Annotated in this window: 17 protein-coding genes; 7 read left to right on the forward strand and 10 right to left on the reverse strand. The window is 58.5% G+C overall.

Annotated features, from left to right (window positions below; all coding sequences use genetic code 11):
* Window positions 1-16 precede the first annotated feature (16 nt).
* The 6 genes from ACVBEG_RS03270 to dksA form a co-directional block, all read right to left on the reverse strand.
* Complete coding sequence (locus tag ACVBEG_RS03270) at window positions 17-1,423, reverse strand: polynucleotide adenylyltransferase PcnB (protein WP_322177838.1); 1,407 nt, start codon at window positions 1,421-1,423, stop codon at window positions 17-19.
* A gap of 724 nt (window positions 1,424-2,147) precedes the next feature.
* Entirely contained in the window at window positions 2,148-3,596 is a 1,449-nt protein-coding gene (locus tag ACVBEG_RS03275; protein WP_322177839.1) for a sigma-54-dependent transcriptional regulator, read from the reverse strand.
* Between the two features lie 22 nt (window positions 3,597-3,618).
* The gene (locus ACVBEG_RS03280) at window positions 3,619-6,573 is read right to left on the reverse strand and encodes a sensor histidine kinase (protein ID WP_322177840.1); all 2,955 of its coding nucleotides are present in this window, start codon (window positions 6,571-6,573) and stop codon (window positions 3,619-3,621) included.
* A complete protein-coding gene (locus tag ACVBEG_RS03285) occupies window positions 6,557-6,733 on the reverse strand; it encodes a hypothetical protein (protein WP_003250005.1) in 177 nt (58 codons plus the stop codon). Before ACVBEG_RS03285 ends, ACVBEG_RS03280 begins: the two co-directional genes overlap by 17 nt.
* Window positions 6,734-6,837: 104 nt before the next feature.
* Window positions 6,838-7,725: a tRNA glutamyl-Q(34) synthetase GluQRS gene (gene gluQRS, locus ACVBEG_RS03290; protein WP_443690527.1), complete on the reverse strand. Its 888-nt coding sequence runs from the start codon at window positions 7,723-7,725 to the stop codon at window positions 6,838-6,840.
* A gap of 104 nt (window positions 7,726-7,829) precedes the next feature.
* Window positions 7,830-8,273 carry an RNA polymerase-binding protein DksA gene (dksA, locus tag ACVBEG_RS03295; RefSeq protein ID WP_219063805.1) on the reverse strand — a complete coding sequence of 148 codons (444 nt, stop codon included), beginning with the start codon at window positions 8,271-8,273 and terminating at the stop codon, window positions 7,830-7,832.
* 356 nt (window positions 8,274-8,629) lie between these two features.
* Here dksA and ACVBEG_RS03300 point away from each other — a divergent pair, with 356 nt between their 5' ends.
* Both ACVBEG_RS03300 and sfsA read left to right on the forward strand, forming a co-directional pair.
* Window positions 8,630-9,802 (forward strand): pyridoxal phosphate-dependent aminotransferase, encoded by a 1,173-nt coding sequence (locus tag ACVBEG_RS03300; protein ID WP_219063804.1) that lies wholly within the window; start codon window positions 8,630-8,632, stop codon window positions 9,800-9,802.
* Window positions 9,802-10,521 carry a DNA/RNA nuclease SfsA gene (gene sfsA / locus ACVBEG_RS03305; protein WP_322177842.1) on the forward strand — a complete coding sequence of 240 codons (720 nt, stop codon included), beginning with the start codon at window positions 9,802-9,804 and terminating at the stop codon, window positions 10,519-10,521. The genes ACVBEG_RS03300 and sfsA overlap by 1 nt, the downstream gene beginning before the upstream one ends.
* Here the strand turns inward: sfsA and ACVBEG_RS03310 are convergent, their stop codons facing one another.
* A complete protein-coding gene (locus tag ACVBEG_RS03310) occupies window positions 10,522-10,842 on the reverse strand; it encodes a Rieske (2Fe-2S) protein (RefSeq protein ID WP_322177843.1) in 321 nt (106 codons plus the stop codon). It lies immediately after the preceding gene.
* Between the two features lie 288 nt (window positions 10,843-11,130).
* Between ACVBEG_RS03310 and ACVBEG_RS03315 the strand changes: the two genes are divergently transcribed.
* The 4 genes from ACVBEG_RS03315 to deoC all read left to right on the forward strand — a co-directional run bounded on the left by ACVBEG_RS03315 (window position 11,131) and on the right by deoC (window position 14,828).
* Window positions 11,131-12,168 (forward strand): FecCD family ABC transporter permease, encoded by a 1,038-nt coding sequence (locus ACVBEG_RS03315; protein ID WP_447107392.1) that lies wholly within the window; start codon window positions 11,131-11,133, stop codon window positions 12,166-12,168.
* Window positions 12,169-12,214: 46 nt separating this feature from the next.
* Window positions 12,215-12,982, forward strand: coding sequence for a heme ABC transporter ATP-binding protein (locus ACVBEG_RS03320; protein WP_322177844.1), 768 nt, complete (start codon window positions 12,215-12,217; stop codon window positions 12,980-12,982).
* 12 nt (window positions 12,983-12,994) lie between these two features.
* Complete coding sequence (locus ACVBEG_RS03325) at window positions 12,995-13,912, forward strand: ChaN family lipoprotein (protein WP_322177845.1); 918 nt, start codon at window positions 12,995-12,997, stop codon at window positions 13,910-13,912.
* A gap of 145 nt (window positions 13,913-14,057) precedes the next feature.
* Window positions 14,058-14,828 carry a deoxyribose-phosphate aldolase gene (gene deoC / locus ACVBEG_RS03330; RefSeq protein WP_322177846.1) on the forward strand — a complete coding sequence of 257 codons (771 nt, stop codon included), beginning with the start codon at window positions 14,058-14,060 and terminating at the stop codon, window positions 14,826-14,828.
* 202 nt (window positions 14,829-15,030) lie between these two features.
* On the opposite strand, the gene ACVBEG_RS03335 is transcribed toward deoC, so the two are convergent.
* The 3 genes from ACVBEG_RS03335 to ACVBEG_RS03345 form a co-directional block, all read right to left on the reverse strand.
* Window positions 15,031-15,303 carry a TfoX/Sxy family protein gene (locus ACVBEG_RS03335; RefSeq protein WP_322177847.1) on the reverse strand — a complete coding sequence of 91 codons (273 nt, stop codon included), beginning with the start codon at window positions 15,301-15,303 and terminating at the stop codon, window positions 15,031-15,033.
* A 232-nt stretch (window positions 15,304-15,535) separates the two neighbouring features.
* Window positions 15,536-15,880, reverse strand: a complete 345-nt coding sequence (locus tag ACVBEG_RS03340) for a pentapeptide repeat-containing protein (protein WP_322177848.1) — start codon at window positions 15,878-15,880, stop codon at window positions 15,536-15,538.
* A gap of 91 nt (window positions 15,881-15,971) precedes the next feature.
* Entirely contained in the window at window positions 15,972-17,516 is a 1,545-nt protein-coding gene (locus tag ACVBEG_RS03345; protein ID WP_322177849.1) for a bifunctional aminoglycoside phosphotransferase/ATP-binding protein, read from the reverse strand.
* 116 nt (window positions 17,517-17,632) lie between these two features.
* Here ACVBEG_RS03345 and mrcB point away from each other — a divergent pair, with 116 nt between their 5' ends.
* Window positions 17,633-19,957 (forward strand): penicillin-binding protein 1B, encoded by a 2,325-nt coding sequence (mrcB, locus tag ACVBEG_RS03350; protein ID WP_322177850.1) that lies wholly within the window; start codon window positions 17,633-17,635, stop codon window positions 19,955-19,957.
* Window positions 19,958-19,964: the final 7 nt, after the last annotated feature.

Raw genomic sequence — 19,964 nt, forward strand, 5'->3', positions numbered from 1 at the left:
ATCAATCGCCCCTCTATCAGTCGCCTGAAGTGGTCGGTGCGTCGGCGCCATTGCGCTTGCGTTTGCTGCCGCTGCTGCGACGGCGTTTGCGCGGGGCTGCACCGGTGGCATCGGGCTTGCTGCCCAAGTCACGAATCATGTTGCGTCGATCGCTGTCGTTGCCTTCCTGATAATCAGTCCACCAATCGCCAAGACCATCGGTTTCTTCGCCAGCGGTTTCGCGCAGCAACAAGAAGTCGTAGCCCGCACGGAAACGCGGGTTATCAAGCAACAGATCGGCACGTTTGCCGGTACGACGAGGCAGACGCTCCTGCATGTCCCAGATCTCGCGGATCGGCAGGGTGAAGCGCTTTGGAATGGCGATGCGCTGGCACTGTTCGGTGATCAGCTCGTGGGCGGCCTCCTGCATGGCCGGAATCGGCGGCATGCCGCGTTCCTGCAGGCGAATGACTTTGGCCGGCAGGGCAGGCCAGAGCAGCGCGGCGAACAGGAAGGCGGGGGTAACCGGTTTGTTCTGCGAAATACGCAGGTCGGTATTGCCCAGTGCTTCGCTGATCAGCGTGTGGGTGTACGTCGGGTTCAATTCCAGAGACTTGGCGCTGGCCGGGAACAATGGCTCGAACAGCTCGAGGTCAACCAGCATTTCGAAGGTGGACTCGGCGTAGCCGGACAGGAACAGCTTCAACACTTCTTCGAACAGGCGCGCTGAAGGGATGTCCCGCAGCATGGGCGCTAATTGCCGAATCGGCGTGGCGCTGTGTTTTTCAATGCCGAAATCCAGCTTGGCGGCGAAACGCACGGCCCGCAGCATCCGCACCGGATCTTCTTTGTACCGCTGCTGTGGATCGCCAATCAGGCGGATCAAGCGATTGCGGATGTCGTGCACGCCGTTGGCGTAGTCGAGGACACGCTCGCTGACCGGATCGTAATACAGCGCGTTGATCGTGAAGTCGCGACGCTGGGCGTCTTCTTCAAGGGTGCCGTAAACGTTGTCGCGCAGGATGCGTCCGCTTTCATTGCGGGAAGACTGGTTGCTGTCCTCTTCTTCATCATCTTGCGGATGGTTGGCGCGAAACGTCGCGACCTCAATGATTTCACGACCGAAATGGACGTGAACCAGTTTGAAGCGACGGCCAATGACGCGTGCGTTACGGAATTCTGCGCGTACTTGCTCCGGCGTGGCGCTAGTGGCGACGTCGAAATCCTTGGGCGTTATATGCAGCATTAGGTCGCGCACACAGCCGCCGACCAGATAGGCCTGATAGCCGGCGTTCTGCAAGCGCTCGACAATACTGACGGCGTAACGACTGAACTGGCCGCGTTGCAGCGAGTGTTGGCTGCTGGTGAGCACTTCAGGCGTGCTGCGAATATGTTGCGGTCGACGCACGGGGGAACGGAATGACTGGAATAGCTTCTTCAGCATGGGATGCACTGTTTGAAGGGATATTCGGCCAAAAAACAAGAATGACCGCATGATGGGCGGGGATTCTAGCATTTAGTCGGGGGATGGTGTAGGAAGCTGCGCGCAGGGGGCTGTATCAGGCGCTCGAGCGTTAGACCATGAGGGTTTTTCTGCAGAAGCTACTGGGGGAGCCGAAGCTCCCCCAAAGTGTTTGCGCTTTATTTTTATTATCGAGTCGGGCTTTTTGTTTTTATTGAGTGCCCAATCCACAAGCTTTTCGCCTGTGAAACCTCCCAGTCGGGAGTCAAGAGCAAACGGATTGCTTTGGTCGCTGCGTTGCAATGATCGTTCGATCCAACCAGTTCAGGCTCTACCTTAGGGTAGCTTTTTATTATTCTCGGCCTGGTTGCGGGGCAAGCCCCAAATACAACTCCTCTCCAAAAGAATCAGTTAGCTGCGCCTCCGCCGTGTTGTTTTTATTGTGCGTGAGTCGATTCGTCTTATTTTTATTGTCTTTTGCATTGCTTGTTATTGTTCTTGTACAAGACATATAGCAGGACCTGTGCCAACTTTTTAAATCCCTTTAAAATCGGGGGCTGGAGGGGTTTTGCGGTTTTTGGCAGGCATAAAAAAGCCGGGTCTTCGTTACCATAAGACCCGGCTTTTGTTACGTGTACTAAGGAGGGTAACAGTTTGCTCTAGGGCGGGAACACCGCGTGCCAGAGCCTCGCAGCCCCTAATGACCTCAGCTTTCGCTGGCGATACCGGTTTTGCGACGCGGGATACCCAGGCGCTGACGTCGCTCCCACAGACACTTACGGCTGACCCCGAGTTTGCGGGCCAATTCGGTTTCAGTCATGTGGTCCTGATGCTCGAGAACGAAGTGCTGGAAGTAGTCTTCCAGGGACAGGTCTTCGGTTGGCTCGTGGCTCGTGGAACCGGACGAGCTTTGCTGTGGGGCCAGGCCCATGAAATCGTCATCATCCAGGTCGCTCAGCTCGATATCGATGCCCAGCAGTTCGGCAGAGATTTCAGGGCTCTCGCACAGAATCACGGCGCGCTCGACTGCGTTTTCCAACTCGCGAACGTTACCGGGCCACGTGTAATGACGGATGGCCTGCTCGGCATCCGGGGCGAACTTAAGGTCGGTACGACCGACTTTCGCGCTTTGCCGGGCCAGGAAAGCGTGGGCGATGTCATTGACGTCGGCACCCCGTTCGCGCAGGGCTGGTAGTTTCAGGGCGATAACGTGCAGACGGTAATACAGGTCTTCACGGAACTGGCCGACTTTGGCCAGGCTCTTGAGGTCACGGTGGGTGGCAGCAATCAAGCGCACATCGACTTTTTGCGATTGCACCGAGCCAACGCGACGGATTTCGCCTTCCTGGAGTACGCGCAACAGCCGCGCCTGAGCCTCCAGCGGCAACTCGCCGATCTCATCGAGAAACAGGGTGCCGCCGTCAGCCGCTTCGACCAGACCTGCCCGGCTGGCGCTGGCACCGGTGAACGCCCCTTTTTCGTGGCCGAACAACTCGGACTCGATCAATGATTCCGGGATTGCGGCACAGTTCACCGAAATCATCGGTGCCTTGGCGCGTTTGGACAGGTTGTGCAGGGCTCTGGCCACCAACTCTTTACCGGTGCCGGACTCGCCCTGGATCAGCACGTTGGAGTCGGTTGGCGCGACTTTGCGGATTTTGATGTAAAGGTCCTGCATCAGTTGGCACGAGCCAATAATGCCGATTTCGCCGTTACTGTTGTCGACCGCACCTTTATCGGTGCCGCCAGCGCCAGCAGGCTTGGACGCGGCTGCGCTACGTTCAGCCTGGAGGCTTTGGATGCTTTGCCTGTCACGCAAAATACGCGCGACGGCCTGGAGCATTTCGTCGTGATCGAAGGGTTTGGCGATGTAGTCCACCGCGCCCATTTTCATCGAATCCACGGCAGAGCGCAGGCTGGCATAGCTGGTCATGATCAGGACAGGTTTACCCTGGCCCAGCTTGATCAATTCGGTGCCGGGTGCGCCAGGCAGACGCAGATCGCTGACGATGAGGTCAAACGAGGGGATGCTGAAACGTTCCTGGGCTTCCTGCACCGAACCCGCTTCGCTGACCTGGTACTGGTTGCGTTCCAGCAGGCGACGCAGGGCCGAGCGGATAATTGTTTCGTCTTCGACGATCAGAATGTGCGGCATTGATTCGATACTCTCGACGGTCTCAGTTCACAGCGGACGTCGCTTCGACATGACGCGGTAATGTCACCCGAATACGGGTACCGCGTTGGTGCTCGGGGTCGGCCGGGCTGTCGATGGTGATTTGTCCATAATGCTCTTCCACGATGGAATAGACCAGTGCGAGGCCCAGTCCGGTACCTTCTCCTGGATCCTTGGTCGTGAAGAATGGTTCGAATAATCGGTCCATGATCGCTTTTGGAATGCCACTGCCTTCATCTTCTACGATCAGATCGACCGTGTGTTCCGATGCCTCGCTTTTAACCCGCACCGCGCAGCCCGAAGGCGACGCGTCACGGGCGTTGGTGAGCAGGTTGATCAACACTTGCGCCAGTCGCTGTGGGTCGCCATCGACCCAGTGTTCGGGGTTGCACAGGTTGAAGAATTGAACTTCGTAGTTACGCCGGTTCAGCGCCAGCAGACCGATGGCATCTTGCGCCACTTCGGCCAGGCAAACCGGTTCGTCGGAATGTTGATGACCGCCGGCATGGGCGAAGCTCATCAGCGACTGGACGATGCGCGAAACACGTTTGGTCTGCTCAAGGATCTGGCTGCTGATTTCGCTCAGTTCGCTGTCGTCCTCGCGCTCTTCGCGCAGGTTCTGGGCCAGGCAGGCGATGCCGGTGATCGGGTTGCCTATTTCGTGGGCGACACCCGCCGCCAGACGACCGATGCTGGCCAGGCGTTCGGAGTGCACCAGTTTGTCTTCGAGCATCTGGGTGTCGGTCAAGTCTTCGACCAGCAATACCAGGCCGCTGTTGCCGGGGGCAAGCGGTTCATCAATGGCCGCTTTGTGCAGGTTCAGCCAGCGGGTTTGACCGTCGAGCCCCAAGCGTTGTTTGTGCAAGTGTTCGTCGGGCAGGTCAATAAAGCCTTGCAGCAATGCTTTCCATGGATCGGCGATGGTTTCCAGTCGCGAACCCACTACGCGCTGCGCAGCGATGCCGGTCAATTCCTCCATGGCCTTGTTCCACATCAGGATCTCTTGATCCTTGGCCAGGGAGCACACGCCCATTGGCAGTTCTTGCAGGGTCTGGCGGTGATAGCGGCGCAAGGCATCGAGTTCGGCGGCAAGGCCAGTCAGCCGGGAGTGGTAGTCCTCGAGGCGGCTCTCGATAAAGTGGATGTCTTCGGTGACGTAGTTTTCGCTGCCGGACTTATACGGCAGGAAGGTTTCGACCATGTCCTGAGCGACGCTGGGGCCCATCAGCCCGGACAGGTTGGCTTCGATCCGGTCGCGCAAGCGGCGCAGGGCATAAGGTCGACGTTCATCGAAGGGCAGATAGAGGTCGCGCAGTGCCTGTTCGACTTCTTTTTGGGCGGCCTTGGCGCCGAGGGGTTTGGCCAACTGGGTGGCGAATTCCTGGGGTGAGGCAGCGTGCAGCTCGCGGCGTTGTGGGCGTCGGACGTTGTCGACGGCGCACGCCTCGGCGGCGCTGGCTTCTTCCGGGCTGGCATCACTGAACAGCGAAATCAGGGTGAATATCAGAACGTTGGCCGCCAGCGAAGCGATGGCTGCCATGTGCCAACTGGTGTCGTCGAGCACGTAAATCATGTTCAGCAGAGGAATGTAGAAACCCTGAAAGTTGCCGATCAACGGCAACAGCATGGTCACCATCCACACGATGATCCCGGCCAGCAACCCGGCGATAAAGCCCCGACGGTTGGCAGTCGGCCAATACAGGACCGACAGCACACCCGGTAAAAACTGCAGAGTGGCGACGAAGGCCACAATGCCCAGATTTGCCAAGTCCTGCTGCGCGCCAATCAACAGGTAAAACCCGTAGCCGGCCATGATGATCGCGACGATCAGTGCGCGGCGGGTCCACTTCAGCCAGCGGTAGATATTGCCTTCGGCAGGTGGCTGATACAGCGGCAACACCAGGTGGTTGAGCGCCATCCCGGACAGGGCCAGGGTGGTGACGATGATCAGTCCGCTTGCTGCCGATAACCCGCCGACATACGCCAGTAGCGCCAGGGCTTTGTTGTTGGCGGCAATGCCGATGCCCAGAGTGAAGTATTCAGGGCTGGTGGTGGCGCCGAGTTTAAGGCCGGCCCAGAGAATCAGCGGCACGGCCAGGCTCATCAGCAACAGAAACAGCGGCAAACCCCAGCTGGCGCTGACCAGCGAACGCGGATTGAGGTTTTCGGTGAAGGTCATGTGGTACATGTGCGGCATGACAATCGCTGAGGCAAAGAACACCAGCAACAGGGTGCGCCAAGGGCCTTCCTGCAACGGGGTATGCAGGGCGGCGAGTGCAGCCTGGTTTTGCAGCAGCCACTGCTCCAGTTGCTGCGGGCCGTCGAACACTCCGTACAAGGCGTATAGGCCAATACCGCCGACCGCGATCAACTTGATCACCGATTCGAAGGCGATGGCGAACACCAGGCCCTCATGCTTTTCCCGAGTCGCGATGTGCCGCGAACCAAAGAAAATAGTGAACAGGGTGATCAGTGCGCAGAACGCCAGTGCAACGCGGTTCTGCACTGGCTCACGGGTCAGGATGCTGATGGAGTCGGCCACGGCCTGGATCTGTAAGGCCAGTAACGGCAGCACGCCAATCAACATGAAAATGGTGGTCAGCGCGCCGGCCCAGGTGCTGCGAAAGCGGAAGGCGAACAAGTCGGCCAGTGATGATAGCTGGTATGTGCGGGTGATCTTGAGGATCGGGTAGAGCAACACCGGCGCCAACAGAAAGGCCCCGGACACACCCAGGTAGCTGGAAAGGAAGCCGTAACCGTACTGATACGCCAGACCAACGGTGCCATAAAAAGCCCAGGCGCTGGCATACACCCCGAGAGACAAGGTGTAGGTCAGCGGGTGACGAATGATCCAGCGCGGAATCAGGCCGCGCTCACTGACCCAGGCGACGCCGAACAGCACCAGCAAATAGGTGGCACTGATCAGGATCATCTGGGTCAGGCTAAAGCTCATCGGCATCACGTTGACTCTGCAGGATAAAGGTCACGACGATCAGAATCAGCCAGAGTAAATACGGGCGATACCACGCGCCTGTCGGCTCAATCCACCAGTCCATGATGGCTGGGGAAAATAGGTATATTCCCACCACCAGGAGCAGGACCAATCGATAGATATACATGCTGGTCCCTCACTAAAAAGGTGCGGCGATGGTACTGGATGGTGGCCAAGCTGCAAGTGGCGTTTTAATAACGGTCAGAACTTGAGTGCGCTTGGCATGCCAACTCAGCTTAATAGAGCCTCTTCAAGACTGTGGGTGCGGGGGATGAGCGCAGCGTCCCAATGGCGAATTCCCCAGTCGAGTAACTCTCTGAGGCTGGCATATTCAAGCTCATCGCTGACGGGCTGGCCCAATGCCCGCAGGGCTCGCAGCAGGAGTGGGATGGCCTGGTCGCTGGACAGGGGCGGCGAGCGATACGACTTGCCCAGTTTGTTGCCGTCGGGCTGAGTGATCAGCGGGACGTGCAGATAACGGGGTTGCGGCAGACCGAGCAATTCTTGCAAGTAAAGCTGGCGGGGCGTGGAATCGAGCAGGTCGGCGCCGCGCACTATATCGGTGACCCCTTGCCAGGCATCGTCGATCACTACCGCCAATTGATAGGCGTAGAGACCATCACGCCGACGAATGACGAAGTCGCCAACGTCTCGCCCCAGATGCTGAGCAAACTCGCCTTGCACACGGTCCTTGAAGCGGTACTCCAGCTCCGGCACGCGGATACGTACCGCCGCGTGCTCAGGGTCATGTCCGGCATTGCGGCACAGACCCGGATAAATACCGTGGAAGTCTTCCAGCTGTTTGCGCGAGCAGGTGCAGGCGTAAGCCAGGCCCTGGCTCAACCAGCGATTTACCACCTGAGCATAAGCCTCGTGGCGCAGTCTTTGGTAGACGACCTCGCCGTCCCACTCGAAACCGTAGCGCTCCAGGGTTTGCAGAATCGCCAGTTGTGCACCGGCGACTTCGCGCGGCGGATCGAGATCCTCCATGCGCATAAGCCATTTGCCGCCCACTGCGCGGGCGTCAAGGTACGAGGCCAGGGCCGCAACCAATGAGCCGAAATGCAGGTAACCGCTGGGGGTTGGCGCAAAGCGCCCGATGTAGGGAGGGGATTTCATGGGGGCGATGTTACTGGAACTCGTTGATCACGATCCACTGACAAATCAAATCGCCAGGAACCACAAGGGGCGCCGGAGCGCCCCTTGTTCAGGTTGAAAACAGATTATTTACCGACCTGTTTTTCCTTGATTTCCGCCAGTGTTTTGCAATCGATGCACAGGTCGGCTGTAGGACGGGCTTCCAGTCGGCGCAAACCGATCTCTACACCGCATGACTCGCACCAACCGTATTCTTCGTCTTCGATCAGTTGCAGCGTCTTGTCGATCTTTTTGATCAACTTACGCTCACGGTCGCGGGCACGCAGCTCCAGGCTGAATTCTTCTTCCTGGCTGGCGCGGTCTGAAGGATCAGGAAAGTTAGCAGCTTCATCCTGCATGTGATGCACGGTCCTGTCGACCTCCTGCATCAGTTCCTTTTTCCATTGGCCAAGAATATGGGTGAAGTGAGCGCGCATACGAACGCCCATGTACTCCTCGCCCTTACTCTCAACGTAGGGTACAAAGCCGCGAATCAGTTGGCTGTTCTGTTGCTGTGCTTTATTGGGCATGAATGGACCGCCTCTTACTCTTCTAATCCATTGCGCAGGAATGATCCATCACCGACACCTGCCGGCCCTGCGGCTGCAAGCGGGCGAACTTACCAGATCGAATCGGAGCGCGCCACTCCCCGTTGTCGAGCGTGCAGTCATTGCTTGGCTTTAAAGCCCTGATAGTTGGACATTGGGCGTAAAAACGCGTTCGGAAATCTAATTTTAGTCCCCGCAACGGCGCCTGCCGGGTTTTATTTTCGATCAGGTTTCGGCGCCGCTCGACAGTAAACGCGTCATTAAACGGGCTCTTGCGCGGGCGCTTGGGTAGAATCGCGGGATTAATACTTCGACGCTCCCCGCTAAAAGGAAGACTTATGGCTCAGCCCTACAGTGCACGCAGTCGCGCTATCGAACCTTTTCATGTCATGGCTTTGCTGGCGCGGGCGAATGAACTGCAGGCAGAGGGTCACGATGTCATCCATCTGGAGATCGGCGAGCCGGACTTCACTACGGCCGAGCCGATCATTGCAGCCGGTCAGGCGGCATTGGCTGCGGGCAAAACCCGCTACACCGCTGCCCGTGGGTTGCCCGAGTTGCGTGAAGCCATCGCTGGCTTCTATGCCCAGCGTTATCAGGTGACTGTCGATCCGCACCGAATTCTTGTGACCCCCGGTGGTTCGGGCGCCTTGCTGCTTGCCAGCAGCCTGCTGGTAGACCCCGGTAAACACTGGCTGTTGGCCGACCCAGGTTACCCGTGCAACCGGCATTTTCTCCGACTGGTTGAGGGGGCCGCGCAACTGGTGCCGGTGGGGCCGGAGGTTCGTTATCAACTGACGCCGGATCTGGTGGCGCAGAACTGGAACCAGGACAGCGTCGGCGCGCTGGTCGCATCGCCAGCCAACCCGACCGGTACTTTGCTACAACGCGATGAGCTGGCTGCGTTGTCCGCGGCGTTGAAAGCGCGTAATGGCCATTTGGTGGTGGACGAGATCTACCACGGGCTGACTTACGGCTGCGATGCGGCCAGCGTGCTTGAAGTCGATGATGATGCTTTCGTGCTGAATAGCTTCTCCAAGTATTTCGGTATGACCGGCTGGCGTTTGGGTTGGTTGGTCGCCCCCGAAGATGCTGTGGCAGACCTGGAAAAACTCGCGCAAAACCTCTACATCAGTGCACCGAGCATGGCCCAGTATGCGGCGCTGGCCTGTTTCGAACCGCAGACCCTGGCGATTCTCGAAGAGCGACGTGCCGAGTTTGGGCGTCGGCGTGATTTCCTGTTGCCGGCCTTGCGCGAATTGGGTTTTGGCATTGCTGTCGAGCCAGAGGGAGCGTTCTACCTTTACGCGGACATCAGCGCCTTTGGCGGCGATGCGTTTGCGTTCTGTCGGCACTTTCTGGAAACGGAGCACGTCGCGATCACCCCAGGGTTGGACTTCGGCCGTTTTCAGGCGGGTCACCACGTACGGTTTGCCTACACCCAGAGCCTGCCGCGTTTGCAGGAGGCGGTTGAGCGGATTGCCCGTGGCCTGCGGAGTTGGCAGGGCTGATGCGCTTTTCTCCTGAACTGGAACAAGGCCGTCTACTGATTCGCTACAAGCGCTTTCTCGCCGACATTGAAACGGCCAGTGGCGAAAAGCTGACTATTCACTGCCCCAATACCGGTTCGATGTTCAACTGCATGGCGCCGGGTGGGCGCATTTGGTTCAGTCGATCCAACGATCCCAAACGCAAGCTGCCGGGTACGTGGGAGATCAGTGAAACCCCGCAAGGGCGCTTCGCCTGTGTCAACACCGGACGGGCGAATCACCTGGTGGAGGAGGCCTTGCTTGCTGGGGTGATCACCGAGCTGAACGGCTTTACCGCCCTCAAGCGAGAGGTGGCTTACGGCCAGGAAAACAGTCGGGTGGATTTTCGCCTGGATTATTCGAGCGGGCCTGCCTTTGTCGAAGTCAAAAGCGTGACTCTGGGGTTTGACGATTCGCGGATTGCTGCTTTTCCAGACGCAGTGACCCAGCGCGGGGCTCGCCATCTTCGTGAGTTGGCGAGCCTGGCTCGGGAAGGTGTGCGTGCGGTGCTGTTGTATTGCGTCAATCTGACCGGGATCGACGCAGTGCGCCCGGCCGAAGAGATTGACCCTGCGTATGCTGCGGCCCTGAGTGACGCGGTTGCGGCAGGTGTTCAGGTCTTGGCCTACGGAGTGCAGTTGACCCCTGATGAGGTTCGCATCGACCGTCGGCTTGAGGTGCATTTAGCACCGTCAACGTGACTAGGTCGGGCTGATCCAGACCCCGCTCGGGTCTTCGCGACAAGCAATTGCGCTTAACGATTGTCCTGCGCAAGGCCCGGACACACATTCTCCGCTTTCAATCAGAAACAGGGCGCCGTGGGTTGCGCACTGAATCAGGCTTGCGCTCGTGTCGAGAAATTGATCCGGCTGCCACTCCAGCGGTACACCTCGATGCGGACAGCGGTTGCGGTAGACAAAGACTTGCCCTTCCCGGCGTATCGCCAGCAGTTTGAGACCGTCTAAATCAAAACCCCGACTTTGGGATTCAGTCAGGTAATCTGCGGCGCAGAGAAATTTCATGCTTGGCTCCGATCACCAGTAAGTTCCCACCCGGACGCGAAATGGCCTGAGCGGGTGATTAAGCTTGATGCAAGAATGCCAACAATTATCGAACAGCTGGCGTGTTCAACGCTCGACAGTGTCGCAGCTCTGGCCGTTGGATGCTGCTTCCTGAAAGTGGCTAGCGGTCAATATTCAAGGGAACCTCGATATGGGCCTTCGTGCCAGCGGTCTCGGTCTTTGTGCCGAATCCTTTTGTAAACCGGCGTCTCGGGTGGCCGAAGGCTCTATGGCGGAGTTGTCGCCGCAATGAACGGTTTAGTGCCGCCGCGCGCCCTGTTCATTGGTTTGAGTGGGGTGTGCTTTATCGCGTTTTGGCTTTCCCTGGCGCTGGGCCCCATCAGTTTGCCGCTGATGGACACCTTGCGAGCGGGGTTGCGTCTGCTGGGCGTACCCGTGTCGGGCGCAGGCCTGGAGCAGGCCGAACTGATTCTCAGCCAGATCCGCTTGCCGCGTACCCTTCTTGGGCTGGTCGTCGGTGCGGTGCTGGCATTGACTGGCGCTGCCATGCAAGGCTTGTTTCGCAATCCGCTGGCCGATCCCGGACTGGTCGGTGTTTCCAGCGGTGCAGCCTTGGGCGCTGCGGTGGCGATTGTCAGCGGCTCGGTTTTTGGCGGCTTGCCGGAAGTGCTAGCGCCCTATTTGTTGTCGCTGTGTGCGTTCATCGGTGGGCTGGGCGTGACCGCGATGGTCTATCGATTGGGTCGGCGCGATGGGCAGACCAGCATCGCGATCATGCTGTTGGCCGGCGTCGCACTGACCGCATTGGCGGGGTCGACCATCGGCCTGTTCACCTACCTGGCCGATGACGCCACCTTGCGCACCCTGACATTCTGGAATCTGGGCAGCCTCAACGGCGCCAGCTACGCCCGATTGTGGCCGTTGCTATTGGTCTGTGTGCTGATCATCGTGTGGCTGCCGCGTCGGGCCAAAGCGTTGAACGCCTTGCTGCTGGGGGAATCCGAAGCCCGGCATTTGGGCGTCGATGTCGAAAAGCTCAAGCGTGAACTGATTTTTTGTACCGCGCTGGGTGTCGGTGCAGCAGTGGCTGCGGCGGGCATGATTGGCTTTATCGGACTGATCGTGCCGCATCTGGTGCGCTTGTTGACGGGGCCTGATCATCGCGTGCTGTTACCTGCCTCGGCGTTGGCGGGGGCCTGCCTGTTGTTGTTTGCGGATATCTTTGCGCGTTTGGTATTGGTGCCAACTGAGCTGCCGATCGGTATCGTGACCGCATTTTTGGGTGCGCCGTTCTTTTTATACCTGTTGGTGCGTGGGCGTACCTGATGACGGGTGCGTGGAGGTACCTGATGCCGTTACGAGGGCGCACCTGATGCTACGCAGTGAAAACCTGCACATTCAACGCGGTACAAAAACGGTGTTGACGGATATCACACTGGACCTTCGCCCAGGTGAGATTCTCGGCGTACTGGGCCCCAACGGTGCCGGCAAAAGTACCTTGCTGGGGGCGTTGTGTGGTGAGCTGAAAGCCGCTCGGGGGCAGGTTTGGCTGGATCAAAAAAGATTGGCCGACTGGGGCGGTTCAGAGCGGGCGCAGCGTTTGGCGGTACTGCCGCAAAGCTCGACCTTGAGTTTTTCTTTTAGGGTGGAGGAGGTGGTGGCGATGGGGCGCTTGCCCCATGACAGTGGTCGGGTGCGTGATGCGGACGTCATTCGTGCCGCGTTGATCGCTGCGGATGCGGCGCATCTACAGGGGCGCAGTTATATGGCGTTGTCCGGTGGCGAACGCCAGCGCGTGCACTTGGCGCGTGTGCTGGCACAGCTATGGCCGGGTGAACGTGGTCAAACGTTATTACTCGACGAGCCAACATCAATGCTCGACCCGCTGCATCAGCACACCATTCTGCAAGCAGTCCGCGAGTTTTCCGATCGCGGGGCCGCGGTGATGGTCATCCTGCACGATTTGAATCTGGCTGCGCGCTACTGTGATCGTTTACTGTTGTTGGCGAGTGGTCACGCCCATTCGCTGGGCAGTCCTGCCGTCGTTCTCCAGCCTGAGCCCCTCAAGTCGGTCTTTGGCCTGGAGGTATTGGTGCAAGCTCACCCCGAACGCGGCCATCCTCTGATCATCGCGCGATAAAAGGCAGGCCTGATGCTTCGTTTGCTCTGGATTATGTTGCTTGCCGGGTTACTGGCTACGCTGAGTGCTTGCCAAACCACGTCCCCCGTACGAAAGGTACCTGCCTGGCAAAGCCCGCGTGGGCATGAGCAGGCGGATGTCGGGGTCATCCGTGATATGAGCAGCGGTCGGGAACTGACGCCGCAGCAGCTGGCCGAGCGTTTAGCGCAGGCGCCGAGGGTCCTTGTCGGTGAGCAGCACGACAACCCCGATCATCATGCGTTGCAGCTATGGCTTTTGCAGGTGCTGGCCGATCAGCGTGCGCAAGGCAGCCTGCTGTTGGAAATGCTCACTCCTGACCAACAAGCGAAGGTTGATGCGGTCCAGGCGGAGGTCAGAAAGTCGGGTATTCCTGATGACCTGCCCGCTGCTTTGGCGTGGCAAAAGGGCTGGGACTGGGCTCTTTACGGGCCTGTCGTGCGCTATGCGCTGGGACAGCCCTATCCGTTGTTGTCGGCGAACCTGGATGCTCGCGACGTCACGGCGATCTACACGCAAGCACCGACGCTGACCGGCGTGCATTCGACCACCCCGGCGGTGCGCGAGCAATTGCTGAATCAGATTCGTGAATCCCATTGCGGATTGCTGCCGGAAGAGCACATGCCTGCGATGCTCGCGGTCCAGCAGCAGCGAGACCGGCGCATGGCGCAGAGACTGCTCGAAGCACCTTCACCCGCGCTGCTGTTTGCCGGTACTTACCATGCGCGCAAGGACTTGGGTGTGCCCACGCACCTTCTGGATCTGGGTGTCAGCCACGGCACCGTTGTGCTGCTTCTGGCGCAAGCCGGCGCTCCGGTGTCGCAAGGGGCTGCCGATTACGTCTGGTACACCCCGGCATTGCCTGAGCAGGATTACTGCGCACAATGGCGGGCCCAGCCTAAAAAGCCTTGATCATCGCTGTCATCGCACACCTAGGCACGTCTTCATTCGGACTCTTCCCTTAGTTTTGTAGTCCATGTCCCTGTTCGACGCTTGATCGAGTCTGGAGCATCGGCCTCGTTTATTGTTCTGCCTGTTGTGTAAGGGATTGGACAGAATGAACGAAATGACTCCGCAGGATGAGCAGTTGGCGCGTCAAGTGATCGGATTGCTTGATCTGACCCTGCTCAACGCCGATGACACAGAGGCGCGGATTATCGCCCTTTGCCAGCGAGCGCTAACGCCCGTGGGGACTGTCGCCGCCGTGTGTGTCTATCCGCGTTTTGTGCAACTGGCGCGGCGTACCCTGGATGAATTGCACGCGGAGACGGTGCGCGTCGCCGCCGTCGCCAACTTTCCGTACGGCGGGCTCAACATCCAGTCCGCTGTTTCTGAAACCAGGGGTGCCCTGGCCTCCGGTGCCGATGAGATTGATCTGATGTACCCGTATCGCACCCTGCTGACTGGTGACCAGCAAGCGGCGATGGACTTGGTTGCGGCGTGCAAAACGACGTGTGGCGAACGGGCGGTACTCAAGGTCATTCTGGAAACCGGTGAATTGAAAGACCCACAGATCATCCGTAAGGCCTGCGTGGACGTCCTGGCGGCGGGTGCTGATTTCATTGAGACCAGTTCTGGAAAAGTCGCAGTCAATGCCACGCCCCAGGCCGGACGTATCATATTGGAGGTGATTGCCGAGGCAGGCGGGCAGGCCGGAATCAAAGCGGCAGGCGGGATTCGCACGTTCGAGGATGCGCAGGTCTATCTCGACCTGGCTCGTGCCCGCTTCGGCCCGCATTGGGTCAATGTCAATCGTGTGCGACTAGGGGCTTCGAGCCTGCTCGACGATGTGCTGACCCGGCTAGGCGTGCTGGCGCCGGGGCACTAGCCGAGTGCGATGGCGGCGCTTTCATACAGGCAAAAAAAGACCCGGCAAAAAGCCGGGTCAATAACCGTGATTAGCCTGATGAGGAGATAATCTGAGAGTCCGAACCACTGGCCTTTCAAATCATCGACCAGCTGCAGAAATAATAACGATTCTCATTTGCGTGTCAATGCCTGGTCCATAACTAATTTCAACGGATTGACGCCTAGTACCTTTGGGTCGGCGCAAGTGCTTCAAGTTGCTGGTTCAGAGCTTGTTTACGCTCGACGGGGATGTCATTCCAATGCATGTCCAACAGCGCGCCTTCAATGGCATAAAGCAGCACTTTCGATGCTCGAAAACCTCGAGCACGTACCGCTTTGTAAGCGTTCACCGGGCCTAGCCGACGCAAGTCGGAAGCATTATGAATGCCGACGGCATGCAGCCATTGGGCAGACGTCTTGCCGAGGTTTTTCAAGTGTTGCAGTTCATCGTTCATCGAGCCTCCTTGCGATGGCTGAGCACTGCACTGTGTTTGCGGTGTGAGCAAATCTGAAAGGAGTGTAGCGGGCAGTGGCGAAAGCGCGGGCTATTGATACAGCAGGCTAAAGCTCGCTCGGGAAGGCGACATTCGACAGGGGCAAGTTCGGAGGGGGCAGGTATGCGCAGGGGACATGGGCAGCACGATCAGGCCCGCACGATAGAGCGTGCGGGGCCCGATTATCGGGCGATCATTTAGTTCTGTAGCGCAACCGGGTGCCAAAGTTGACAGACATCAGAATTTCATCCGCCGTCAGTTCCGCCGGGAAAAAAGTCCCGGAGATCTGTGCATGGCCAATGCTGGCGCCTTCCAGTGCGGTGTGACGCAGGTCCACTCCGCGTAGATCGGCTGCACGAAAATAGGCATCCGTGAAATCGACACCGGTGGCGTCCAGCCTGCGTAGATCAAGACCGCGGAAATCTCCGCCGACAAGATCGACGGTACCCGTTTTTGGCTTCTGTTCATTGAAGGCCGTGATGTCGTCTTGGTGCAGAAGAGCGTAGAGCGGGGAGTCGAGCTGTTTAGGCTGGCTCATGGGGGCATCTCCTGTTGGAATTGTGGCGCCAGTATAATGCCACTATTTTTGTGCCGTGAAGCATTAACTGCGTCACGGCACAAAGTATCGCTTACAGCCCCGGCAGGCGCTGGCGGATATGGGCAACCAGACCATCAAGATCGCTGCTGTTGTTGGTCTCGACGCGTTTGCTGCGCAGAATCTCATCAGCGCCCAAGGCTTCACGATGGGCCTGTTGAGCTTCAATCACTTCCATGGTCGCGTCGGACGGATCAACATTTTGCGCCTGACGTTGCGCCAGCCAACCCGCGATCACCGCTTGTGGCGCGTTGCAATCTAGGATCAGGAACGGCGCCCCCGAAGCCTCGGCAGCTTTTGCTGCGGCGTCGCGTTGCTCGCGCTTGAGGTAGGTCGCGTCAATCACGACCGGGAAGCCTGCGCGCAATACGTTGTCAGCCAGTTGATGCAGGTGGGTATAGGTGGCAACGCTGGCGTCGGCACTATAAATACCGCCGTTCTCGCTGTGCTTGCCGAAAAGACGTTTACGTTCGACGTCAGAGCGTAAGCGAATCGCGCCCAATGCTTCCACCAGACGCATGGCTACGTGGCTCTTGCCGACGGCGGAAACACCGTGGGTAATGACCAGAAACCGCGATGGGATGGCGCTGTAGCTTTCTGCCAGGTTGGCGTAATTGCGGTATTGGCGCAGGGTGCTGGCGCGTTGCACGGGATCGGCGTGCTCTGGCAGGCTGAACAATGCAACCTTGGCACGGACCAGTGCACGATAGGCTTTGTAGAAATTCAGCAGTTCCAGGCCCTGATAATCGCCGGTCAGTTCCAGGTACTGGCTGATGAAGCGCCGTGACAGTGATTTCAGGCCGCGGTCTTCCAGGTCCATGGCCAGGAACGCGATGTCGGCATAGACATCAGTCAGGCGGAAGGGCTCGTTGAATTCAATGCAGTCGAAAATCACCACCTTGCCGTCGATCAGCGTGGCGTTTCCCAAGTGAATATCGCCATGGCACTCGCGAATGAAACCTGCCGCCTTGCGCTGTGCGAAAAGGTCTTTGAGTCGCTCGAAGCTGGACTCAGCCCACGCCTGGAGCGCGTCCAGTTGCTGCAGGTCAGCCTTGTCACTGATCAACGGGCGGATTTGTTCGAAATTTTGCAGGACCGGCGCCATCACGCTTTCAGGTGCGCCAAGCGCATGTTCCTGTGGGACGTGCGGTGCGTTGATGTGGAACTCTGCAATCTGCCTGGCCATCTCGTCGATGTGCGACGGCGTCAATTCGCCATTGGCCTGCAGCGTGCTGAGCAACTGGCTTTGTGGGAACTGGCGCATTTTAAGTGCGTACTCGATGACCTCGCCATCGCCGCCCAGTTGCGGTGCTTCAACGCTGCCGGTAATCGGCAAGACATCCAGGTACAAATCGCTAGTCAGACGCTGGTTCAGGCGCAGCTCTTCGCGACAAAAATGCTCGCGTGCCGGCAGGCTGGTGAAATCGAGGAAGCCGAAGTTGACCGGCTTCTTGATTTTGTACGCGTAGGGGCCGGTGAGCAGCACCCACGAGATATGCGTCTCAATGACCTGGAAACCTTCTACCGGATGCGGATAGAGGGCCGGGTTTTGCAGCGCGGCAATCAGGGACTGGCTCACAGGCGATCCTTCAAGGGGTTGAAAATCAAGGCTGCTATTATGGCGATTCATGGCTGCGCTGCAAACCGCCCGAGGGTGCCTGTCGATCGTGAACAAAGTGCGTATAATCCGCCGCCATGACTCGTACCCGCACTCCCCGTACCCCCAAAAAACGCGCCTCTGGCGGTCTTCGCACCTGGTTTGGCTGGGCTTTGAAGCTCGGACTGGTAGGCCTTGTCGTGCTCGCAGGCTTTGCGGTTTATCTCGACGCTATCGTCCAGGAAAAGTTTTCTGGCAAGCGCTGGACGATTCCGGCCAAGGTTTACGCCCGCCCGCTGGAGCTATTCGTCGGACAAAAGCTTTCTCAGGTCGATTTCCTGACTGAACTCGATGCCTTGGGCTATCGCCGTGAAAGCGTCGCCAATGGGCCGGGCGCGGCAGCGGTGAACGGCACCAGGGTCGATCTCAATACCCGTGGTTTCCAGTTTTATGAAGGCACGGACCCTGCACAGCAAGTCAGCGTGCGTTTCTCGGGCGACTATGTGGCCGGGTTATCGGCGACCGATGGCTCGAAATTGTCGGTTGCGCGGCTCGAACCGTTATTGATCGGCGGGCTTTACCCGAAGAATCTCGAAGACCGCATCCTGATCAAGATCGATCAGGCGCCGCCGTATTTGCTCGATACGCTGATCACGGTTGAAGACAGGGATTTTTATCACCATTTCGGTGTGTCGCCAAAGTCGATTGCCCGGGCGTTCTGGGTCAACGCGTCTGCCGGGCAGATGCGTCAGGGCGGCAGTACGCTGACCCAGCAGTTGGTCAAGAACTTCTACCTGAGCAACGAGCGCAGCCTTAACCGGAAACTGACCGAAGCCATGATGGCCTTGCTGCTGGAGGTGCACTACAGCAAGCAGGAAATCCTCGAGGCTTACCTCAACGAGGTCTTCCTTGGGCAGGACGGGCAACGAGCAGTCCACGGTTTCGGTCTCTCCAGCCAGTACTTCTTCAGCCAGCCGCTGTCCGAACTGAAGTTGCATCAGGTAGCGCTGCTGGTCGGCATGGTTAAAGGCCCTTCCTATTACAACCCGCGCCGCTATCCCGAGCGCGCGCTGGAACGCCGCAACCTGGTGCTCGACCTTCTGGAGCAACAGGGCGTGGCGACGCCGGAAGTCGTCGCTGCGGCCAAGAAAATGCCGCTGGGTGTGACCAAGACTGGCAGCCTGGCGGACAGCTCGTTCCCCGGCTTCCTGGACTTGGTCAAACGTCAGTTGCGTGAAGACTATCGCGACGAAGACTTGACCGAAGAAGGTCTGCGCATCTTCACCAGTTTTGATCCGATCCTGCAGATGAAGTCCGAGGCCGCGGTCAACGAAACATTCAAGAAGTTGGCGGGTCGCAAGGGTTCCGAGGATGTGGAGGCGGCAATGGTCGTGACCAATCCGGAAACCGGCGAAGTCCAGGCGTTGGTCGGTAGCCGTCAGGCAGGGTATGCCGGGTTCAACCGGGCAATCGATGCCGTACGGCCGATTGGGTCGCTGGTCAAGCCGGCCATCTATCTCACGGCCCTCGAGCGTCCAAGTCAGTACACGCTGACCAGTTGGGTGTCCGACGAGCCATTTTCGGTCAAGGGTGCAGATGGTCAGATCTGGAAACCTCAGAATTACGACCGCAAGGCGCATGGCAACATTTTCCTGTACCAAGGGTTGGCACATTCCTACAACTTGTCCACGGCCAAACTGGGGCTTGAGCTGGGTGTGCCGAATGTGTTCAAAACCTTGGCCAAGTTGGGTGTGACCCGTGAATGGCCTGCGTATCCGTCGATGTTGCTGGGCGCGGGCGGGCTCAGTCCGATGGAGGTGGCAACCATGTACCAAACCATTGCAAACGGTGGCTTCAATACGCCGATGCGCGGTATTCGCAGCGTACTGACTGCCGAGGGCGAGCCACTCAAGCGTTATCCGTTCCAGATTCAGCAGCGTTTCGATCCGGGCTCGATTTACCTGGTACAGAATGCGATGCAGCGCGTCATGCGCGAAGGCACGGGTAAGTCGGTCTACAGTCAACTGCCGAGCTCTCTGAATCTGGCGGGCAAAACCGGCACTAGTAACGACTCGCGTGACAGTTGGTTCGCGGGTTTCAGTCAGGACTTGCTGGCCGTTGTCTGGCTGGGCCGCGATGATAACGGCAAGACTCCGTTTACCGGTGCCACCGGCGCGTTGCAGATTTGGACAAGCTTCATGCGCAAGGCAGACCCACTTCCATTGGATATGCCGCAGCCGGACAATGTGGTTCAGGTCTGGATCAATGCCAGTACCGGTCAAGGCTCCGATTCAACCTGCCCGAATGCGGTCCAGATGCCGTATATTCGCGGCAGTGAACCGGCACCCGGCGCAGCCTGTGGCGGTGTCAATCCAGCACCGGCCGATGCAGTGATGGATTGGGTCAAGGGCTGGTTGAATTAAGCAAAGA

The organism is Pseudomonas sp. GG8 (genome assembly GCF_052976945.1).